General features: G+C 39.7%; 15 protein-coding genes and 1 riboswitch. Of the genes, 11 read left to right on the top strand and 4 right to left on the bottom strand.

Going from position 1 to position 14,853, the window contains the following annotated elements:
* Positions 1-22: 22 nt before the first annotated feature.
* On the bottom strand, positions 23-3,415 hold the full coding sequence (gene mfd / locus DSM02_RS13525; RefSeq protein WP_128766152.1) for a transcription-repair coupling factor: 3,393 nt from the start codon (positions 3,413-3,415) through the stop codon (positions 23-25).
* Between the two features lie 156 nt (positions 3,416-3,571).
* Here mfd and DSM02_RS13520 point away from each other — a divergent pair, with 156 nt between their 5' ends.
* The 5 genes from DSM02_RS13520 (at position 3,572) to DSM02_RS13500 (ending at position 7,174) form a co-directional block, all read left to right on the top strand.
* Positions 3,572-4,063 carry an RNA polymerase sigma factor gene (locus tag DSM02_RS13520; RefSeq protein ID WP_240674061.1) on the top strand — a complete coding sequence of 164 codons (492 nt, stop codon included), beginning with the start codon at positions 3,572-3,574 and terminating at the stop codon, positions 4,061-4,063.
* A 4-nt stretch (positions 4,064-4,067) separates the two neighbouring features.
* Positions 4,068-4,676, top strand: a complete 609-nt coding sequence (locus tag DSM02_RS13515) for a hypothetical protein (protein ID WP_128766151.1) — start codon at positions 4,068-4,070, stop codon at positions 4,674-4,676.
* A gap of 133 nt (positions 4,677-4,809) precedes the next feature.
* Positions 4,810-6,165, top strand: a complete 1,356-nt coding sequence (locus DSM02_RS13510; RefSeq protein ID WP_128766150.1) for a dihydrolipoyl dehydrogenase family protein — start codon at positions 4,810-4,812, stop codon at positions 6,163-6,165.
* A gap of 131 nt (positions 6,166-6,296) precedes the next feature.
* Complete coding sequence (locus DSM02_RS13505; protein ID WP_164918317.1) at positions 6,297-6,716, top strand: antitoxin Xre/MbcA/ParS toxin-binding domain-containing protein; 420 nt, start codon at positions 6,297-6,299, stop codon at positions 6,714-6,716.
* Positions 6,716-7,174: an RES family NAD+ phosphorylase gene (locus tag DSM02_RS13500; protein WP_128766148.1), complete on the top strand. Its 459-nt coding sequence runs from the start codon at positions 6,716-6,718 to the stop codon at positions 7,172-7,174. The genes DSM02_RS13505 and DSM02_RS13500 overlap by 1 nt, the downstream gene beginning before the upstream one ends.
* On the opposite strand, the gene DSM02_RS13495 is transcribed toward DSM02_RS13500, so the two are convergent.
* The 3 genes from DSM02_RS13495 to DSM02_RS13485 all read right to left on the bottom strand — a co-directional run bounded on the left by DSM02_RS13495 (position 7,164) and on the right by DSM02_RS13485 (position 9,217).
* On the bottom strand, positions 7,164-7,964 hold the full coding sequence (locus tag DSM02_RS13495; protein WP_128766147.1) for a tryptophan-rich sensory protein: 801 nt from the start codon (positions 7,962-7,964) through the stop codon (positions 7,164-7,166). The genes DSM02_RS13500 and DSM02_RS13495 overlap by 11 nt on opposite strands.
* A 105-nt stretch (positions 7,965-8,069) precedes the next feature.
* A complete protein-coding gene (gene pdeM, locus DSM02_RS13490) occupies positions 8,070-8,705 on the bottom strand; it encodes a ligase-associated DNA damage response endonuclease PdeM (protein ID WP_128766146.1) in 636 nt (211 codons plus the stop codon).
* Positions 8,706-8,809: 104 nt separating this feature from the next.
* Positions 8,810-9,217, bottom strand: a complete 408-nt coding sequence (locus tag DSM02_RS13485) for a VOC family protein (protein ID WP_128766145.1) — start codon at positions 9,215-9,217, stop codon at positions 8,810-8,812.
* Positions 9,218-9,422: 205 nt separating this feature from the next.
* Positions 9,423-9,520, top strand: a riboswitch (TPP riboswitch).
* Positions 9,521-9,606: 86 nt separating this feature from the next.
* Between DSM02_RS13485 and thiS the strand changes: the two genes are divergently transcribed.
* From thiS to thiH, 6 genes are read left to right on the top strand one after another with little or no spacing between them, the layout of a single operon-like run.
* Positions 9,607-9,810, top strand: a complete 204-nt coding sequence (gene thiS, locus DSM02_RS13480) for a sulfur carrier protein ThiS (protein WP_128766144.1) — start codon at positions 9,607-9,609, stop codon at positions 9,808-9,810.
* 42 nt (positions 9,811-9,852) lie between these two features.
* The gene (thiC, locus tag DSM02_RS13475) at positions 9,853-11,709 is read left to right on the top strand and encodes a phosphomethylpyrimidine synthase ThiC (protein WP_128766143.1); all 1,857 of its coding nucleotides are present in this window, start codon (positions 9,853-9,855) and stop codon (positions 11,707-11,709) included.
* A gap of 11 nt (positions 11,710-11,720) precedes the next feature.
* Positions 11,721-12,332, top strand: coding sequence for a thiamine phosphate synthase (locus tag DSM02_RS13470; RefSeq protein WP_128766142.1), 612 nt, complete (start codon positions 11,721-11,723; stop codon positions 12,330-12,332).
* The gene (locus tag DSM02_RS13465; protein ID WP_128766141.1) at positions 12,301-12,966 is read left to right on the top strand and encodes a thiamine phosphate synthase; all 666 of its coding nucleotides are present in this window, start codon (positions 12,301-12,303) and stop codon (positions 12,964-12,966) included. Before DSM02_RS13470 ends, DSM02_RS13465 begins: the two co-directional genes overlap by 32 nt.
* A 13-nt stretch (positions 12,967-12,979) precedes the next feature.
* Positions 12,980-13,750 carry a thiazole synthase gene (locus DSM02_RS13460; protein WP_128766140.1) on the top strand — a complete coding sequence of 257 codons (771 nt, stop codon included), beginning with the start codon at positions 12,980-12,982 and terminating at the stop codon, positions 13,748-13,750.
* A complete protein-coding gene (gene thiH, locus DSM02_RS13455) occupies positions 13,743-14,852 on the top strand; it encodes a 2-iminoacetate synthase ThiH (RefSeq protein ID WP_128766139.1) in 1,110 nt (369 codons plus the stop codon). Before DSM02_RS13460 ends, thiH begins: the two co-directional genes overlap by 8 nt.
* Position 14,853 lies beyond the last annotated feature (1 nt).

Here is a 14,853-nt window from a genome sequence, read left to right as displayed (position 1 = left end):
GCCTGTACTTTGGGTATTTGAGTTATTGTTCGTTTTCAGCCAACTCCACTTTCTTTGGCATTAAAGGCTTCAGCAATTCAACAGCTTTATTGACGGAAGAAATTCCGGGGGCGGTGAGGAGTAACCGCAAGCCTTTTGATGTTTTCTTCTCTTTAAGCGTGACCCGGTTTGAATGCGTTTGTACATACTGAAGCACTCTGGAGAACGCCGCGCTTTGGTAAAATTTAGAATTCTGATCTGCGATAAAAAATCCGATGAGTTTTTTATTTTTCATCACCACTTTTTCAAGTCCGTAATGCGTGGCAACCCATTTAATTCTAACCGAATTCAACAAATCTTCAGCCTGTGGTGGTAGTTCGCCAAAACGGTCAGTCAGTCGGCTTTCAAAAGCTGCGAGTTCTTCTTCGGTCTTTAAATTGTTTAATTCGGTATAGAGATTTAAACGCTCGGTAATGTTGTTGATGTAATCATCCGGGAAGAGCAAGGAGAAATCAGAATCGATTACCGTATCCTTGACGTACTCTTTATTTTCATCATCAGCATTTTGGTCGGCATACAAATCGGCGAACTCATTTTCTTTGAGTTCTTCAATGGCTTCATTTAAGATTTTTTGATAGGTGTCAAAACCTATTTCATTGATAAAGCCACTTTGCTCACCACCTAAGAGATCTCCGGCCCCACGAATTTCTAAATCCTTCATTGCAATATTAAAACCGCTACCCAAACTGGAGAATTGCTCTAAAGCAGTCATGCGTTTGCGCGCATCTTCGGTCATTGCGGAGAGTGGAGGCGTGATGAAATAACAGAACGCTTTTTTGTTGCTTCGGCCCACACGACCCCGCATTTGATGCAAATCTGAAAGTCCGAAATTATTGGCATTGTTTATAAAAATCGTATTGGCATTGGGTACGTCGAGACCGCTTTCTACAATAGTGGTAGAGACCAAAACGTCAAACTCACCAGCCATAAACTTGAGCATCAACTCTTCGAGTTTCTTACCATCCATCTGACCATGACCAATAGCTATTTTAGCATCAGGTACCAGACGCTGAATCATCCCGGCAACCTCTTTGATATTTTGCAAACGATTATGAATAAAGAAAACCTGTCCGCCACGTTGTATTTCATAAGACACGGCATCTCGTATAGTTTCTTCCTGCAATCTAACAATATGAGTTTCTATAGGATAGCGATTGGGTGGGGCCGTGGTGATCGTACTCAGATCTCGAGCCGCCATCAAACTAAACTGCAGCGTACGCGGAATAGGCGTTGCCGTTAGCGTCAGCGTATCTACGTTTTCTTTTATGGTCTTGAGTTTGTCTTTAACTGCAACACCAAATTTTTGCTCCTCATCTACAATGAGTAAGCCCAGATCTTTAAATTTTACATTCTTACTGGTGAGTTGATGCGTGCCTATAATAATATCTACCCGGCCATTTTCTAAGCGTTCTAACGTTTCTCTTTTTTCCTTCGCAGTGCGGAAACGATTCAGATAATCTACCGTAACCGGTAAATCTTTTAGACGTTCAGTAAAAGTTTTATGATGCTGAAAAGCCAAAATCGTTGTGGGTACTAATATCGCAACCTGTTTCCCATTATCTACAGCTTTAAATGCGGCTCTGATGGCGACTTCAGTTTTACCGAAACCTACATCCCCACAAACCAGACGGTCCATCGGGCGAGCACTTTCCATATCTGCTTTTACAGCTTCGGTAGCGCTACTTTGGTCTGGCGTGTCTTCGTAAATAAAACTCGCTTCGAGTTCGTTTTGCAAATACGTATCGGGACCAAAAGCAAAACCTTTTTCAAGTCGGCGTTTTGCGTATAATTTGATGAGGTTAAAGGCGATTTCTTTAACCTTAGTTTTTGTCTTTTGCTTGAGTTTTTTCCAAGCAGCACTTCCCAGTTTATAAATCTGAGGGGGTTTGCCCTCCTTCCCGTTGTACTTAGTGACTTTGTGTAGGGAGTGAATACTCAGATATAATACATCGCGCTCTCCATAGATCAATTTAATCGCTTCCTGACGTTTCCCTTCAACTTCAATTTTCTGAAGTCCGCCAAATTTCCCAATCCCGTGATCAATGTGTGTGATGTAATCACCCACTTGCAAGCTGGTCAATTCTTTTAAAGTAATGGCCTGTTTTTTCGCGTAGCCGTCTTTCAGTTTAAATTTATGATAACGCTCAAAAATCTGATGATCTGTGTAGCAAACCATTTTTAAATCATCATCTATAAAGCCGCGATATAGCGAGAGAATAATAGTCTCGTACTGCTTGACATTAAGATCAGCATCGTTAAAAATATCCTGAAAACGCTTTGCTTGCTGCTCACTAGAACAACAGATGTAATTGGTATAACCGGCCTCGTAATTCTCGTTTAAATTTTCAATCAATAAATTGAATTGCTTATTAAACGCGGGTTGCGGTTGCTGGTTGAATTGAATTTGTAAACCAGCCCTTTCTGAGGTTGCAGTAGAAATAGCTTCATTAAAAGTTACTAAAGTAAAATCTAGCAATTGTCTTTTGATCATTGAAGAATCACAAAACAACTCTGCAGGTGTATTCCGTTTGATCGCACTCTCCAGCTTTTCAAAAGCTTCTTCGGCTTTACTGAAATTAGTGTCTATGCGTGAAGCAAGTTGCTCGATATCTTGTGTAAAGATCACCGTATCTTCTGCGATGTATTTTAAAAAACTCTCCCGAGTTTCCTGCAATGCTTTGTTTTCTACATTAGGCATCAGGCTGATCTTGCTGATCTTATCTACAGAAAGTTGAGTTTCTACATCAAACGTACGGATGCTGTCTACCTCATCCCCAAAAAATTCTATACGATACGGCTGATCGTGTGAAAATGAAAACACATCAATGATTCCACCACGCACTGAAAATTCGCCGGGTTCGGTTACAAAATCAACACGCTTGAATTTGTATTCAAAAAGCATTTCGTTTACAAAATCTAATGAGATCTTGTCGTTGAGTTTTACTTTAAGCGTGCTTTTATCGAGCTCCTTTCGGGTTACAACTTTTTCAAAAAGTGCATCGGCATAAGTGACAACCAGCGCGGGTTTTTTACGGCTATTGATGCGGTTAAGAACTTCGGCACGCAATAACACATTGGCGTTATCAGTCTCTTCAATCTGGTAGGGTCTTCGGTAACTACCGGGATAAAAAAGCACATCGTTTTCTTTAACCAGCTGTTCAAGATCGTTTAAAATATAAGCCGCTTCTTCCTTATCATTTAAAATGAGTAAAAAAGGTTTAGCTGCAGTTTTAAAACTTTCGGCCAGAGTGATAGACATTGAAGACCCTATGAGTCCGTCTAATTTGATTCTATTTTGAGATGCGGCAAGCGCATCCCCGAGTTTTTGCAGTTGCAAAGACTCTAAGAAAGGTTTGGTGATGGTGGTTTTACCCATAGATGAGCAAAGATAATGCGTAAATATTGGTTTTAAAACTGGATTTGAGATTTAGTATTTTAGTAACATACCTTACTTCTTTTAAAAAAAAAATTAAACCTGTGATTTATTTAAAAATGCTGCGAATAATAAGGTATACCAACACAATTAGAAAGTTTGAGTAAGCAAACCACATTTATTAACATCATTCAGAAGTACAAGGGCATTTTATATAAAGTGATCACGATGTATTGTAAAGATGAAGATGATAAAAAAGATCTGGAGCAAGAAATTCTAATACAAATCTGGAAATCTCTCGATACGTATGACGATACCTATGCGATGACGACCTGGTTGTACCGGATCTCAATGAATGTTGCGATTTCTCACTACCGTAAAACATTTAAACACAAAGGTAAATTGGTAAGTCTGGACGCAGGTCTGCTCGATTTCACCTCGGCTTCTGAGGCTAGCGAAAGAAGCTATGAGCAAGATGTTTTACAAAAACTACTTAATGAGTTGAATGAATTTGATAAAGCCCTCATGTTCTTGTATCTCGAGGACAAAGATTATGAGGTGATCGCACAGATTCTGGGTATCACAAAAACAAATGTGGCTACTAAAATAAGTCGCATTAAACAAAAATGGAAACAAGAACTTAATACCTAAGATTATGAATGTAGATGAACTGAAAAATATATGGAAAAATGATATGAACAACCTTGAAAGGCGTGTTAAGGTCAACGAAGAAAAACTGAAAAAATTAGAGTTTAATAAAGCGCAGAGCAGCTTTGATAAGTTTTTAAAAATTTCTATTGCCGGTAAAAATATGGCTTTGGTTTATGCAGCCCTTTCAGTAGTAATGATGGTTGTTTTGAGAGAATCACCGCTGTATCTCGGTTTGCTATTTGTAGCATCAGCTTTAATGGTGTTTTCGTATTTCCAGCACAGTACGTTGAAGAAAATAGACTATGGTAAGCTTAGTATTTTAGACTTGCAAAAGGCGATTTCTAAGTTTAGAATCCATACGGCAAAAACCGCAATTTATGACATAAGTATTGTTGCAATTTGGGTCGTGTTTACAGGACTTGGTTTTGTAAAATGGAAGAAAGGATGGGATGTTTTTGAAAATCGGGAGCAATTGTTAGAAAACGGAATTTTATTTGGAATTCTACTACTATTACTTGTTGTAGGGAGCAAATATATTTATGCTGATTATGACAAAAAACTGAAAGAAAATGAAAATGACCTCGAGCGCTTAAATACGTACGAAACCAACTAAAAATTGAATAATATGTTTTCAAAAGAGCCTGATTGATCATTGGGCTCTTTTTTGGTTTATAATAACGGGATTTTACAATTTCACTAACACAAAGAAGCGCGACACTCCGCTATCTTTATAAAAATCGAGTTTTATGGGAATTGAACATTATAATCTGTTTATCATTGGGACTGGTAACGCAGGGAAACACGTGGCATATGATGCAGTAGACGCTGGTATGACTGTGGCCATCGCAGACAACAGAGAATACGGCGGAACCTGTGCCAATCGTGGCTGTGATCCAAAAAAAGTTTTGGTTGGGATTACCGAAGTTTTAGAACGCAGTATTGATATGCAGGGGAAAGGGATTTGTGATATGCCCAGAATAGATTGGTCAGATTTAATGGCATTTAAAAAGACGTTTACCCAAGCAGTTCCTTTTACTACAGAGCGAAAACTGGAAGATCTGGGAATTAAGCTCTACCATCAAGCTCCAAAATTTTTAGACGAAAAAACGCTTTCTGTAGAAGGAAAAACGGTGACTGCAGATAAAATTGTGATTGCAACCGGAAACATTCCCTTGGAGCTGAAAATTCCGGGAAGAGAACATTTGCTAATCAGTGATGATTTCTTGGAGCTTGAGACCTTACCTGAAAGTATGATTTTTGTGGGTTCGGGCTACATCGGGATGGAGTTCGCCCATATCGCAGCCCGTTGTGGAGTAGATGTAACCTTAGTGGATGTGAATGACCGCATCCTTTCTAATTTTGACGAAAGTTTAGCTCGATATCTTCAGGAAAATTCAGAACATCTGGGGATCAGGTTTATTTTTAATGCACGTGCCACAGCAGTAGAAAAATTGCGAAAGAATTACAGGCTTACCCTAGATGTTGATGGCGAAGAAAAAGAGATTAAAGCCGAGATGGTTTTTAATACAGCGGGGAGGGTACCGGCAATTGCTGATCTGGATTTAGAAAAAGGAAATGTTGCCTTCTCAAATCGTGGAATCACCATTAATGAATATACTCAAAGTACTACCAACCCAAATGTGTATGCCTGCGGAGACGTTGCTGCCAGCGGAGAATTACCGCTTACGCCCATTGCACATCAGGAAGCACGCATTACCGCAAAAAATATCCTTAAGGGTATAAACTATATGAAACTCAATGTGCCGCCTACACCTTCAGTAGTATTTACACAACCGCAATTAGCGATGGTTGGGATGAACGAAAAGCAGGCACGTGAAGCGGGTTATGATTTTGTGGTCAAAGAGCAAAATGTACCCGACTGGTACAACTCCAAGCGCATGAATCAAAACTGTTATGCGTTTAAAACCATTGTAGATAAAGAGACGGGTTATGTACTGGGCGCTCATCTCCTCAGCTGGGATGCCGCCGAAACCATCAATATGTTTGTCATGGCTATGTGCGGTAAGCTTGATGTAAACACTTTAAAAGGGATGGTATTTACCTACCCGAGTTGGGCGAGCGATATTAAGTCTATGATTTAGACTTTTTCGTTTAATACATGACACTGTATTAGACCTTTAAGTGTGAATATTCAGTAAAATATAATTGATCGCTTACGATTAATTGCATTTAAATATTTTGTATATTGCAAATGCAATTAATTGTTAGTGTTATGAAGTCTTATAAAGCTATTGAAGAATCACTAAGCACTCCAACAGTGAATGAGGCGGCTGTGGCGTATTGGCGGCAAGAGACCTTACCGTATCAAAAAGCCAAACGAGTGTTAGATTTTTTAGAGTTTAATCAGGAAGAAAGCGCTCATTTTTTAGACGTAAATCCATCTACAATTTCCCGTTGGAAATCGGGAAATGGCACCTTGAGCAAGTTGAGTTCAAAAATGGTGTATGATGTAAACGAGGTCATTAAAAAGGGCATCGGCATTTTTGGCGATGAGCAAAACTTTTTAAATTGGTTAGAAACTCCTAATTACGCTTTAAGTAATGTTACTCCTAAAGAGATGATACAGGATCCTAATGGTCTTGGTTATGTAGATGAAGCGCTTGATGCGCTAGCTTGGGGAGCAGTTGTATAATGCAGGTTTATAGAATCTATATAGATCGGGAAGGCTACTCTGCCTTAGGTTATGGCCTTGCCGGTGCAAGATGGAATAAAGCATATACCCCAGTGATTTACGCTGCCAGTGCTGTTTCATTGACTATGCTTGAACACCTTTCCATTCGTGGGGCTGCGGTTTCTGATTTTAGGTGGAAAATCGCTGTATTGGAACTTGATGCAGAACCGCAACGGATAGATTTGAAAGGGCTGCCTAAAGACTGGGATTATCGCCCGCACCCAAGAAGCACTCAGGAACTGGGCAGCCGGTGGGCACTAAAAAAAGAATCGTTGGTTTTAGCAGTGCCTTCTTCCAGAATACCTTTGAATTATTTTGAACAAGAGTATAATGTTTTGATTAATCCTTTTCATCCAGACTTTCTAAAAAAAATTAAAGTACTCTCAGAAGAAGAGATTCCCTTCGCTATTAATGCTTAAAAAAACGTTCCTGAAGTTTTTTTACAGGATTAGTTTCTCTATTTCGATACCCGTGTAAACCTGCAGCCACAGTCAAAACCACAGCTCCGGCAAGCGCATAATAGGCGATGGCAGCAATTTCACCATTATGCCTGATAAAAATGGCAAAAAGCGCCCAGGCACCTACCAGTGCAAATTCGCGCATATTGCGCAGGTTGATCATTAGATTGTTGAGGTAGACCGCGATGGTAATCATCACCATTGTAATTACGATCTGGGTGAGTTGGGAAAACTCGATCCCTATACTGACTAGAAATGCCGAAATATTAGCGATAGTCGCCACGGCAATCCACCCGCTGTAAAAACAGATAGGCCACCAGACAAAAGCGATTATGGCTATGGGGGCGTCCCAACGTTCCATATTGGTTTTAAGAATGATTTTTAAGAGCGAAACCAACAATCCCAACATGATCAAGACCGAAAGCCACACATAGTCGTAGGTAAAAGCGGCAACCCAGGCAGCATTGAGCACATTTGCAATTGCAAACCAATAACCGGTTTGTTCAATATGTGGCGTCTTCTTAGTACTGAAGTATGCCCTGCGAATTCCAAAAATCGCATAGCCAATCAGTCCTAAAAAAATAAATCCCCAGATCGAAAAAGCGTACCCCGCAGGAGTAAACAAATTGTCATAGCGAGCGCTCATTTCACCGATTGTGGTGTCATTCCAGCGTTGCGCTTGGGAAAGTCCGTTAACGGCTAAAACCAGAATAACAGAAAGCAAATTGAATATTGCGAGTTTCTTTTTCATATTTTTTTATTGTCAGTCTGAGCTTGTCGAAGACTATTTGGTAATTAGAAACATTCAAACTTCGGCAGCATTTCAACAGGCTCAATGTGACATAGGTATTGGGCTCTAACACACCTGTATCACCTCATTTTTAGTCACGGCAAATACCTGATCGCCTGATTTAGGTTCCAGGTAATAATTCCCTGTAAATGTACCAAAAGCCGGTAAGATCAATTGGTTTTCAGTCTTAAAGAAACACGAAAGTTTCAGTACTTGTCTCCCAATTCCGCCCAGACGAAAACCCGGATGTATATGTCCGCAAAAATTGAAAAAACCTTCTCGTTCTTCTGGATGATGTGTAAGTAGAAAACCTTTGGATTGAAATTCACTGTAAGTACTTATCTTAAGCGAGTCATATTTTAAAGGCGAAATAATGTCGTGATTTCCGGCGATAAGCAAAATTTGTTCCTCACGAGATTGTACCCACTTTTCAAAAAGCTTCCATTCAGTGTTGAGGCTACTGTGAAAAAGATCACCTAGAAAACAAATAGATTGCGCCTGATAGTAATCTGCAACTCTACTGAGTTGGTCAAAATTCGCAGAAACAGCTTTTAAAGGTACAGCACTGCCATGTTTTCTAAAATGTGAAATCTTACCCAGATGCACATCAGCAATAAGCAGCATTTTCTTCTCGTGCCACAGTATTCCACCAGAAGGGTGTAGCGTAAAGGTATTGCCTAGTATAGAGATTTCTTGAGTCATTCTTTGCAAATTTCAGCTATTAGAAGAGAAAGCAGCGTTTATAAAAACAAAAAAAATCTGCTTCATTTCTGAAGCAGATTTTTTTTGTTTTTATAAACGGACGTTTAGTCCATTTGATAATTAAGCATCCAAGTCACGCCATATTGATCGCGTAAACGGCCGTAATATGCCTTCCAGCTAGTTTCTTGTAATTGAGTTACAACTTGTCCACCAGCGGAAAGTTTTTCAAACAATTCGTCGGTTTCTTCTTTGCTTTCTAAATCAACGCTTAGCTGTACTTGGTTTCCTTCAGTAAGCGGTGTATCTGGCGAAGCATCATAGGCCATAATATGAATGCCTTTGCCTTTCAATTCTGCATGTTGCAATTTGTTACGATAATTCCCGGGAATATCTATGTCTTTTCCTTCGTAGGTGTCCTTATTTTTAATTTCTCCACCAAAACAGTTTTGATAGAAATTTAAAGCTTCTTGACAATTTCCTCTAAAGGTTAAATAAGGCTGTACACTTTTCATATTTTTTATTTTTTGGTCTTCCGCAAAGCAGAATGATTAGTATTCTTTGATGTTCACAAGTTAAGTAAGCATAAGACTTATATCCCTATGAATCCTGTTATTTTGTCCTTAAGGAAAGGCTAAAATCTGTTAAGTACAGATCATATGTTTTTAAAATTAAACAGATAGACTTTAAAAATTCAGTTATTTATTTATAGCTTTACGTAGTAAACTTTAGGGGCGCTGATACGTATATCGGCTGAGATAGTACCCTTTGAACCTGATCTGGTTAGTACCAGCGAAGGGAAAAGTGAAAAACATTTCATCTTATAAAAAAATTCTGTTCAGGAAGTTTTATAAGGTGAATTCGAGGTTTCAAGCCTCCTTCAGTTTACAGTAAAAACTATCTTATGATCACTGTAAACATCAACAATCACCCGTATTCCTTTCCTAAAGAAATTGCTCTTGAAGCTGCATTAAAACATCTCAATTTTCCTAAAAAAGGAATTGCTGTGGCTGTTGATAATGCCATTGTCTCAAGACGCGACTGGGAAACCTATGTCTTACAGCAGAATGCTCAGGTGCTTGTTATTCAGGCAACTCAGGGAGGGTAGTTTTTTATTTTAAAAATGAATGAATCTAAAAAACTAAAAGTTATGAAATCTGAGAAAATTCCCCAGCAGCATAGTATTAGTCGAAACCCTTTTCCTAATTCAAAAAAGGTTTATGTAAGCGGCAATCTTTATCCTGAGCTCAAAGTTCCTATGCGACAGATTGAGCTAGGTGATACCGTGGATAAATTTAATGGAAAAGTAGAGAAGAACGACCCGGTTTTGGTGTACGATACCAGCGGTCCTTTTACAGATCCTGATGTAGCGATTGATATTAAAAAAGGACTGAACCCAGTTAGAAAAGAATGGATTCTTTCTAGAAAAGACACCGAGCAACTTGATGCACTTTCATCATCCTACGGGCGTCAGCGAGAAGAAAATCAAGATCTTAAATATTTGCGATTTGTACGGAATACAAATCCGCTGAAAGCTCAGCCGGGTAAAAATGTAAGTCAGATGCATTACGCGCGTAAGGGGATTATCACTCCGGAAATGGAATATATCGCTATTCGTGAAAATCAAAAATTAGCCGAAGTAAATTCAATTACAGAGCAACATCCCGGGGAGAGTTTTGGCGCGAGTATTCCTAAAGGGATTACACCAGAATTTGTACGTAATGAGGTGGCAAAAGGGAGAGCTATTATCCCTGCAAACATCAACCACCCGGAAGCTGAGCCTATGATCATTGGGCGAAATTTTCTCGTAAAAATCAATGCTAATATTGGGAACTCTGCTGTTTCTTCATCAATAGACGAGGAGGTAGAAAAGGCGGTCTGGGCTTGTCGTTGGGGTGCAGATACCATTATGGATTTATCTACCGGTAAAAACATTCATGAAACTCGGGAATGGATTCTGCGCAATTCTCCGGTTCCTATAGGTACTGTTCCTATTTATCAAGCTTTGGAAAAAGTAAATGGTAAAGCTGAAGATTTGACTTGGGAAATCTTTAGAGATACCCTTATAGAACAGGCAGAACAAGGAGTTGATTATTTTACCATACACGCCGGAGTGCGTTTAAAATATGTACCGCATACTGCAAAACGCCTCACAGGTATTGTTTCTCGGGGAGGTTCTATAATGGCAAAATGGTGTTTAGCCCATCATAAAGAAAGCTTTTTATACGAGCATTTTGAAGATATCTGTGAGATTATGAAAGCCTATGATGTCTCGTTCTCATTAGGAGACGGTTTACGTCCGGGTAGTATTGCAGACGCTAATGATTATGCGCAGTTTGCCGAGCTGGAAACATTAGGCGAACTCACAAAAATTGCATGGAAACACGATGTGCAATGCATCATTGAAGGCCCCGGTCATATCCCGATGCATATGATTAGAGAGAATATGGAGAAGCAATTAGAAGTTTGTGGCGAAGCACCATTCTATACGCTGGGGCCACTTACTACAGATATTGCCCCGGGTTACGATCACATTACCAGTGGTATTGGTGCTGCGATGATTGGCTGGTATGGTTGTGCAATGCTGTGCTACGTTACGCCAAAAGAACATTTGGGATTACCCAATAGAGAAGATGTAAAAACGGGTGTTATTACCTATAAAATTGCTGCCCATGCCGCAGATCTTGCAAAAGGACATCCGGGAGCACAACACCGGGATGATGCGATGAGTAAAGCTAGGTTTGAGTTTAGGTGGGAAGATCAGTTTAATCTGGCGCTTGACCCTGATACGGCACGAGAATATCACGATGAGACATTACCTTCAGAAAATGCTAAAGTGGCACACTTCTGCTCGATGTGCGGACCTAATTTTTGCTCGATGAAAATCAGTCAGGATGTACGCAATTATGCCAAAGAAAACAACCTGGAAACCGAAGCCGCCATAGAAAAAGGCATGCAAGAAAAGTCTGAGCAATTTAAAAAGCACGGAAGCAAAGTTTATTTATAGTCACTCAGTTTATGCTTGTCGTAATTACTTCAGAAGATTTTCAGAAGAATGAAATTTCTTCAATAAAGCAAATCATAGACTCTGGATTGGAGTTTTTGCACGTAAGGAAACCCAAAGCATCCAGAAAGCAAATGCAAATGTGGCTTGAGGAATTTAATACTGTATATCGCCAAAAAATGATGTTACATCAACATCACGATTTGGCGGTTGATTTAGATTGTTTAGGAGTTCATTTTAAGGAAAAAGATCGAAAATCAGAAGGGACTATTTTTAAAGAGCATTTACTGAAATTACAAAAGAGCGGTTCAAAAATAAGTACCGGTTTCCATGATTTAGAAACCCTGAGAGAACAAGCTGCTTTATATGATTACTATTTTTTGAGTCCCGTGTTTACGTCCATTTCAAAAAAAGGATATACCGGAAAATCTTTTGAAGTACTTGATTTTGATAAGCAAGTGATTGCACTGGGCGGAATAACTTCAGAAACTATAAATCTGGCAAAGCAGAAAGGTTTTGATGGAGTTGCAGTTTTAGGAGCTGTCTGGCTCGCAGCAAATCCGTTTAATTCCTTTTTAAAAATTAAAAACGCATATGAAAAAAGCTATAAGTGCACAGGTTCTTGAAAATAAAGCGATCGCTCACCTGCATTATATTTCTCAGGGAATAGATCAAAAGGCTCATTTAGAAAATATTGAACGAGTGTTGCAAGCAGGATGCTCCTGGGTGCAGTTGCGTATGAAAAATACCAATTATGAAGTGGCGTTGGAAACCGCTCACCAGGCAAAAGCTTTATGCGATGCTTTTCGTACAACTCTAATAATAAACGACAATGTTAGTGTAGCGCAAGAAGTAGATGCTTGTGGCGTGCATCTGGGACAGGAAGATCTATCTACTGCTCATGCGCGTAAAATTCTGGGGTCAGAGAAAATAATTGGAGGAACGGCCAATACGTTTGAGCAAGCTCTTAATCATATAAAAAATGGGGTAAATTATTTAGGTATGGGCCCGTTGCGTTTTACTTCCACTAAAAAAAAGCTAAGTCCGGTTTTAGGTTTTGAAGGATACACAAATTTGACTCAGAAGTTTTCCGCAGATAATATAAACACACCAATTATTGCCATAGGCGGAATAACCGAAGCAGATTTTCAGCCTTTGCAACAAATCGGATTATACGGCATCGCTGTTTCGGGTTTATTGACGCAATCCTTAAATCAAAAAGAAATTATTGAAAAGGCCAGCAAGCTTTGGTCAAATTAAAAGACTACTAAAAATGGAACAATTAAAAATAGCAGACAAAACCTTTAACTCGAGGTTGTTTACAGGGACCGGGAAATTCAGTAATTCTGAAACAATGAGGGATGCTATTCTCGCTTCAGAAAGCGAACTGGTAACTGTTGCTTTAAAGCGTGTGGAGGTTGGTAATCAGAAGGACGCCTTGCTCAGCAGTCTGACACATGAATCCCTGAGTTTACTACCTAACACATCCGGAGTCCGCACCGCTAAAGAGGCGGTGTTTGCGGCTCAAATGGCGCGTGAAGCTTTAGAAACCAACTGGGTAAAAGTGGAGATTCATCCAGATCCTAAATATTTACTGCCCGACCCTGTAGAGACCTTGAAAGCGTGTGAAGAATTAGTGAAACTTGGCTTTGTGGTGATGCCTTATATTCAGGCTGATCCGGTATTGTGCAAGCGACTTGAGGAAGTTGGTGCCCAATGTGTGATGCCTTTGGGTTCGCCTATCGGCAGTAATAACGGACTCAAAACACGTAATTTTCTGGAGATTATTATAGAACAAAGCAATGTGCCTGTGATTGTTGATGCCGGTATTGGTAGGCCTTCACACGCCGCAGATGCTATGGAATTAGGAGCGGATGCTGTTTTGGTAAATACAGCGATTGCCGTTTCGCCAAATCCCGTTAGCATTGCAAAAGCATTTAAACTTGCTGTTGAAGCTGGGCGCATGGCTTTTGAAGCGCGCCTTGCTCCACGAGCGACTCAAGCCCAAGCCAGCAGCCCATTAACCCGGTTTTTGTATGAATAATTTTAAAGCACATTTAAATAGCTACAATTGGGATGAGGTTCTTGATTCTATTTTTTTAAAAACAGAACGAGAGGTAGAGCATGCGATTGCTAGCCCGAAGCCCACGCTTGAAGATTTTAAAGCCTTGATTTCACCTTCTGCCAAACCGTATTTGGAGCAAATGGCAGCAAAAAGTAAAGCGATTACCAAAAAGCGTTTTGGCAATACCATGCAGATGTTTGCACCGATGTACTTGAGTAATGAGTGCCAAAATATTTGCACCTATTGTGGTTTCAGTTTGACGAATAAAATTCCGCGGAGAACGCTTACAGATGCTGAAATTTTGAAGGAAGCACAGTTTTTAAAAGATAAGGGCTTTCAGCATATTTTATTGGTCACGGGAGAAGCTAATAAAACGGTTGGTGTAGATTATTTTGTAAATGCAATCCGGTTATTAAAACCTCATTTTGCAAATATCTCTATTGAAGTACAGCCTTTGGATCAAGACGAATATGAACTCTTGATCAAAGAAGGGCTCTATGCGGTTTTAGTCTATCAGGAAACCTATCACGAAGCAACGTATAAATCGCATCATCCTAAGGGGAAAAAATCAAATTTTGATTATCGTCTGGAAACTCCAGATCGTCTCGGCAAAGCCGGAATCCACAAAATAGGAATTGGGGCTTTGTTCGGCTTAGAAGACTGGCGTGCAGACAGTTTTTTTACAGCCTTGCATTTGAAATACCTTCAGAAGACCTATTGGAAAACAAAGTATTCCATTTCGTTTCCCAGATTGAGACCTTTTAGTGGTGGTTTAGAACCCAAAGTGGCAATGGAAGATGCAGATTTGTTACAGCTTATTTGCGCCTATCGTATGCTTGATGAAGATGTAGAACTGTCTATTTCTACGCGTGAAGAAGAAAATTTTAGAAACCATATTGTGCATTTGGGAATCACATCGATGAGTGCTGAATCAAAAACCAATCCCGGTGGATATGTAGTAGAGCCTCAATCTCTGGAGCAATTTGAGATTTCTGATGAGCGCAGTACAGAAACCATTGCGCGTATGCTGCAAGAAAGCAATCTGGAACCGATCTGGAAAGATTGGGATCAAAATTGGTAAG

Source organism: Leeuwenhoekiella polynyae (assembly GCF_004104075.1).
In the GTDB taxonomy this organism is placed as follows: domain Bacteria; phylum Bacteroidota; class Bacteroidia; order Flavobacteriales; family Flavobacteriaceae; genus Leeuwenhoekiella; species Leeuwenhoekiella polynyae.
The sequence above is the reverse complement of the archived record's forward strand: the minus strand, read 5'-3'. Positions and strand labels throughout refer to the sequence as shown.

Excerpts from the sequence above, each read along its gene's own strand:
- mfd (WP_128766152.1), bottom strand. The coding sequence starts at position 3,415 with ATGGGTAAAACCACCATCACCAAACCTTTCTTAGAGTCTTTGCAACTG.
- DSM02_RS13515 (WP_128766151.1), top strand. The coding sequence starts at position 4,068 with ATGAATGTAGATGAACTGAAAAATATATGGAAAAATGATATGAACAAC.
- DSM02_RS13510 (WP_128766150.1), top strand. The coding sequence starts at position 4,810 with ATGGGAATTGAACATTATAATCTGTTTATCATTGGGACTGGTAACGCA.
- DSM02_RS13505 (WP_164918317.1), top strand. The coding sequence starts at position 6,297 with ATGAAGTCTTATAAAGCTATTGAAGAATCACTAAGCACTCCAACAGTG.
- DSM02_RS13500 (WP_128766148.1), top strand. The coding sequence starts at position 6,716 with ATGCAGGTTTATAGAATCTATATAGATCGGGAAGGCTACTCTGCCTTA.
- DSM02_RS13495 (WP_128766147.1), bottom strand. The coding sequence starts at position 7,964 with ATGAAAAAGAAACTCGCAATATTCAATTTGCTTTCTGTTATTCTGGTT.
- pdeM (WP_128766146.1), bottom strand. The coding sequence starts at position 8,705 with ATGACTCAAGAAATCTCTATACTAGGCAATACCTTTACGCTACACCCT.
- DSM02_RS13485 (WP_128766145.1), bottom strand. The coding sequence starts at position 9,217 with ATGAAAAGTGTACAGCCTTATTTAACCTTTAGAGGAAATTGTCAAGAA.
- thiS (WP_128766144.1), top strand. The coding sequence starts at position 9,607 with ATGATCACTGTAAACATCAACAATCACCCGTATTCCTTTCCTAAAGAA.
- thiC (WP_128766143.1), top strand. The coding sequence starts at position 9,853 with ATGAAATCTGAGAAAATTCCCCAGCAGCATAGTATTAGTCGAAACCCT.
- DSM02_RS13470 (WP_128766142.1), top strand. The coding sequence starts at position 11,721 with ATGCTTGTCGTAATTACTTCAGAAGATTTTCAGAAGAATGAAATTTCT.
- DSM02_RS13465 (WP_128766141.1), top strand. The coding sequence starts at position 12,301 with ATGAAAAAAGCTATAAGTGCACAGGTTCTTGAAAATAAAGCGATCGCT.
- DSM02_RS13460 (WP_128766140.1), top strand. The coding sequence starts at position 12,980 with ATGGAACAATTAAAAATAGCAGACAAAACCTTTAACTCGAGGTTGTTT.
- thiH (WP_128766139.1), top strand. The coding sequence starts at position 13,743 with ATGAATAATTTTAAAGCACATTTAAATAGCTACAATTGGGATGAGGTT.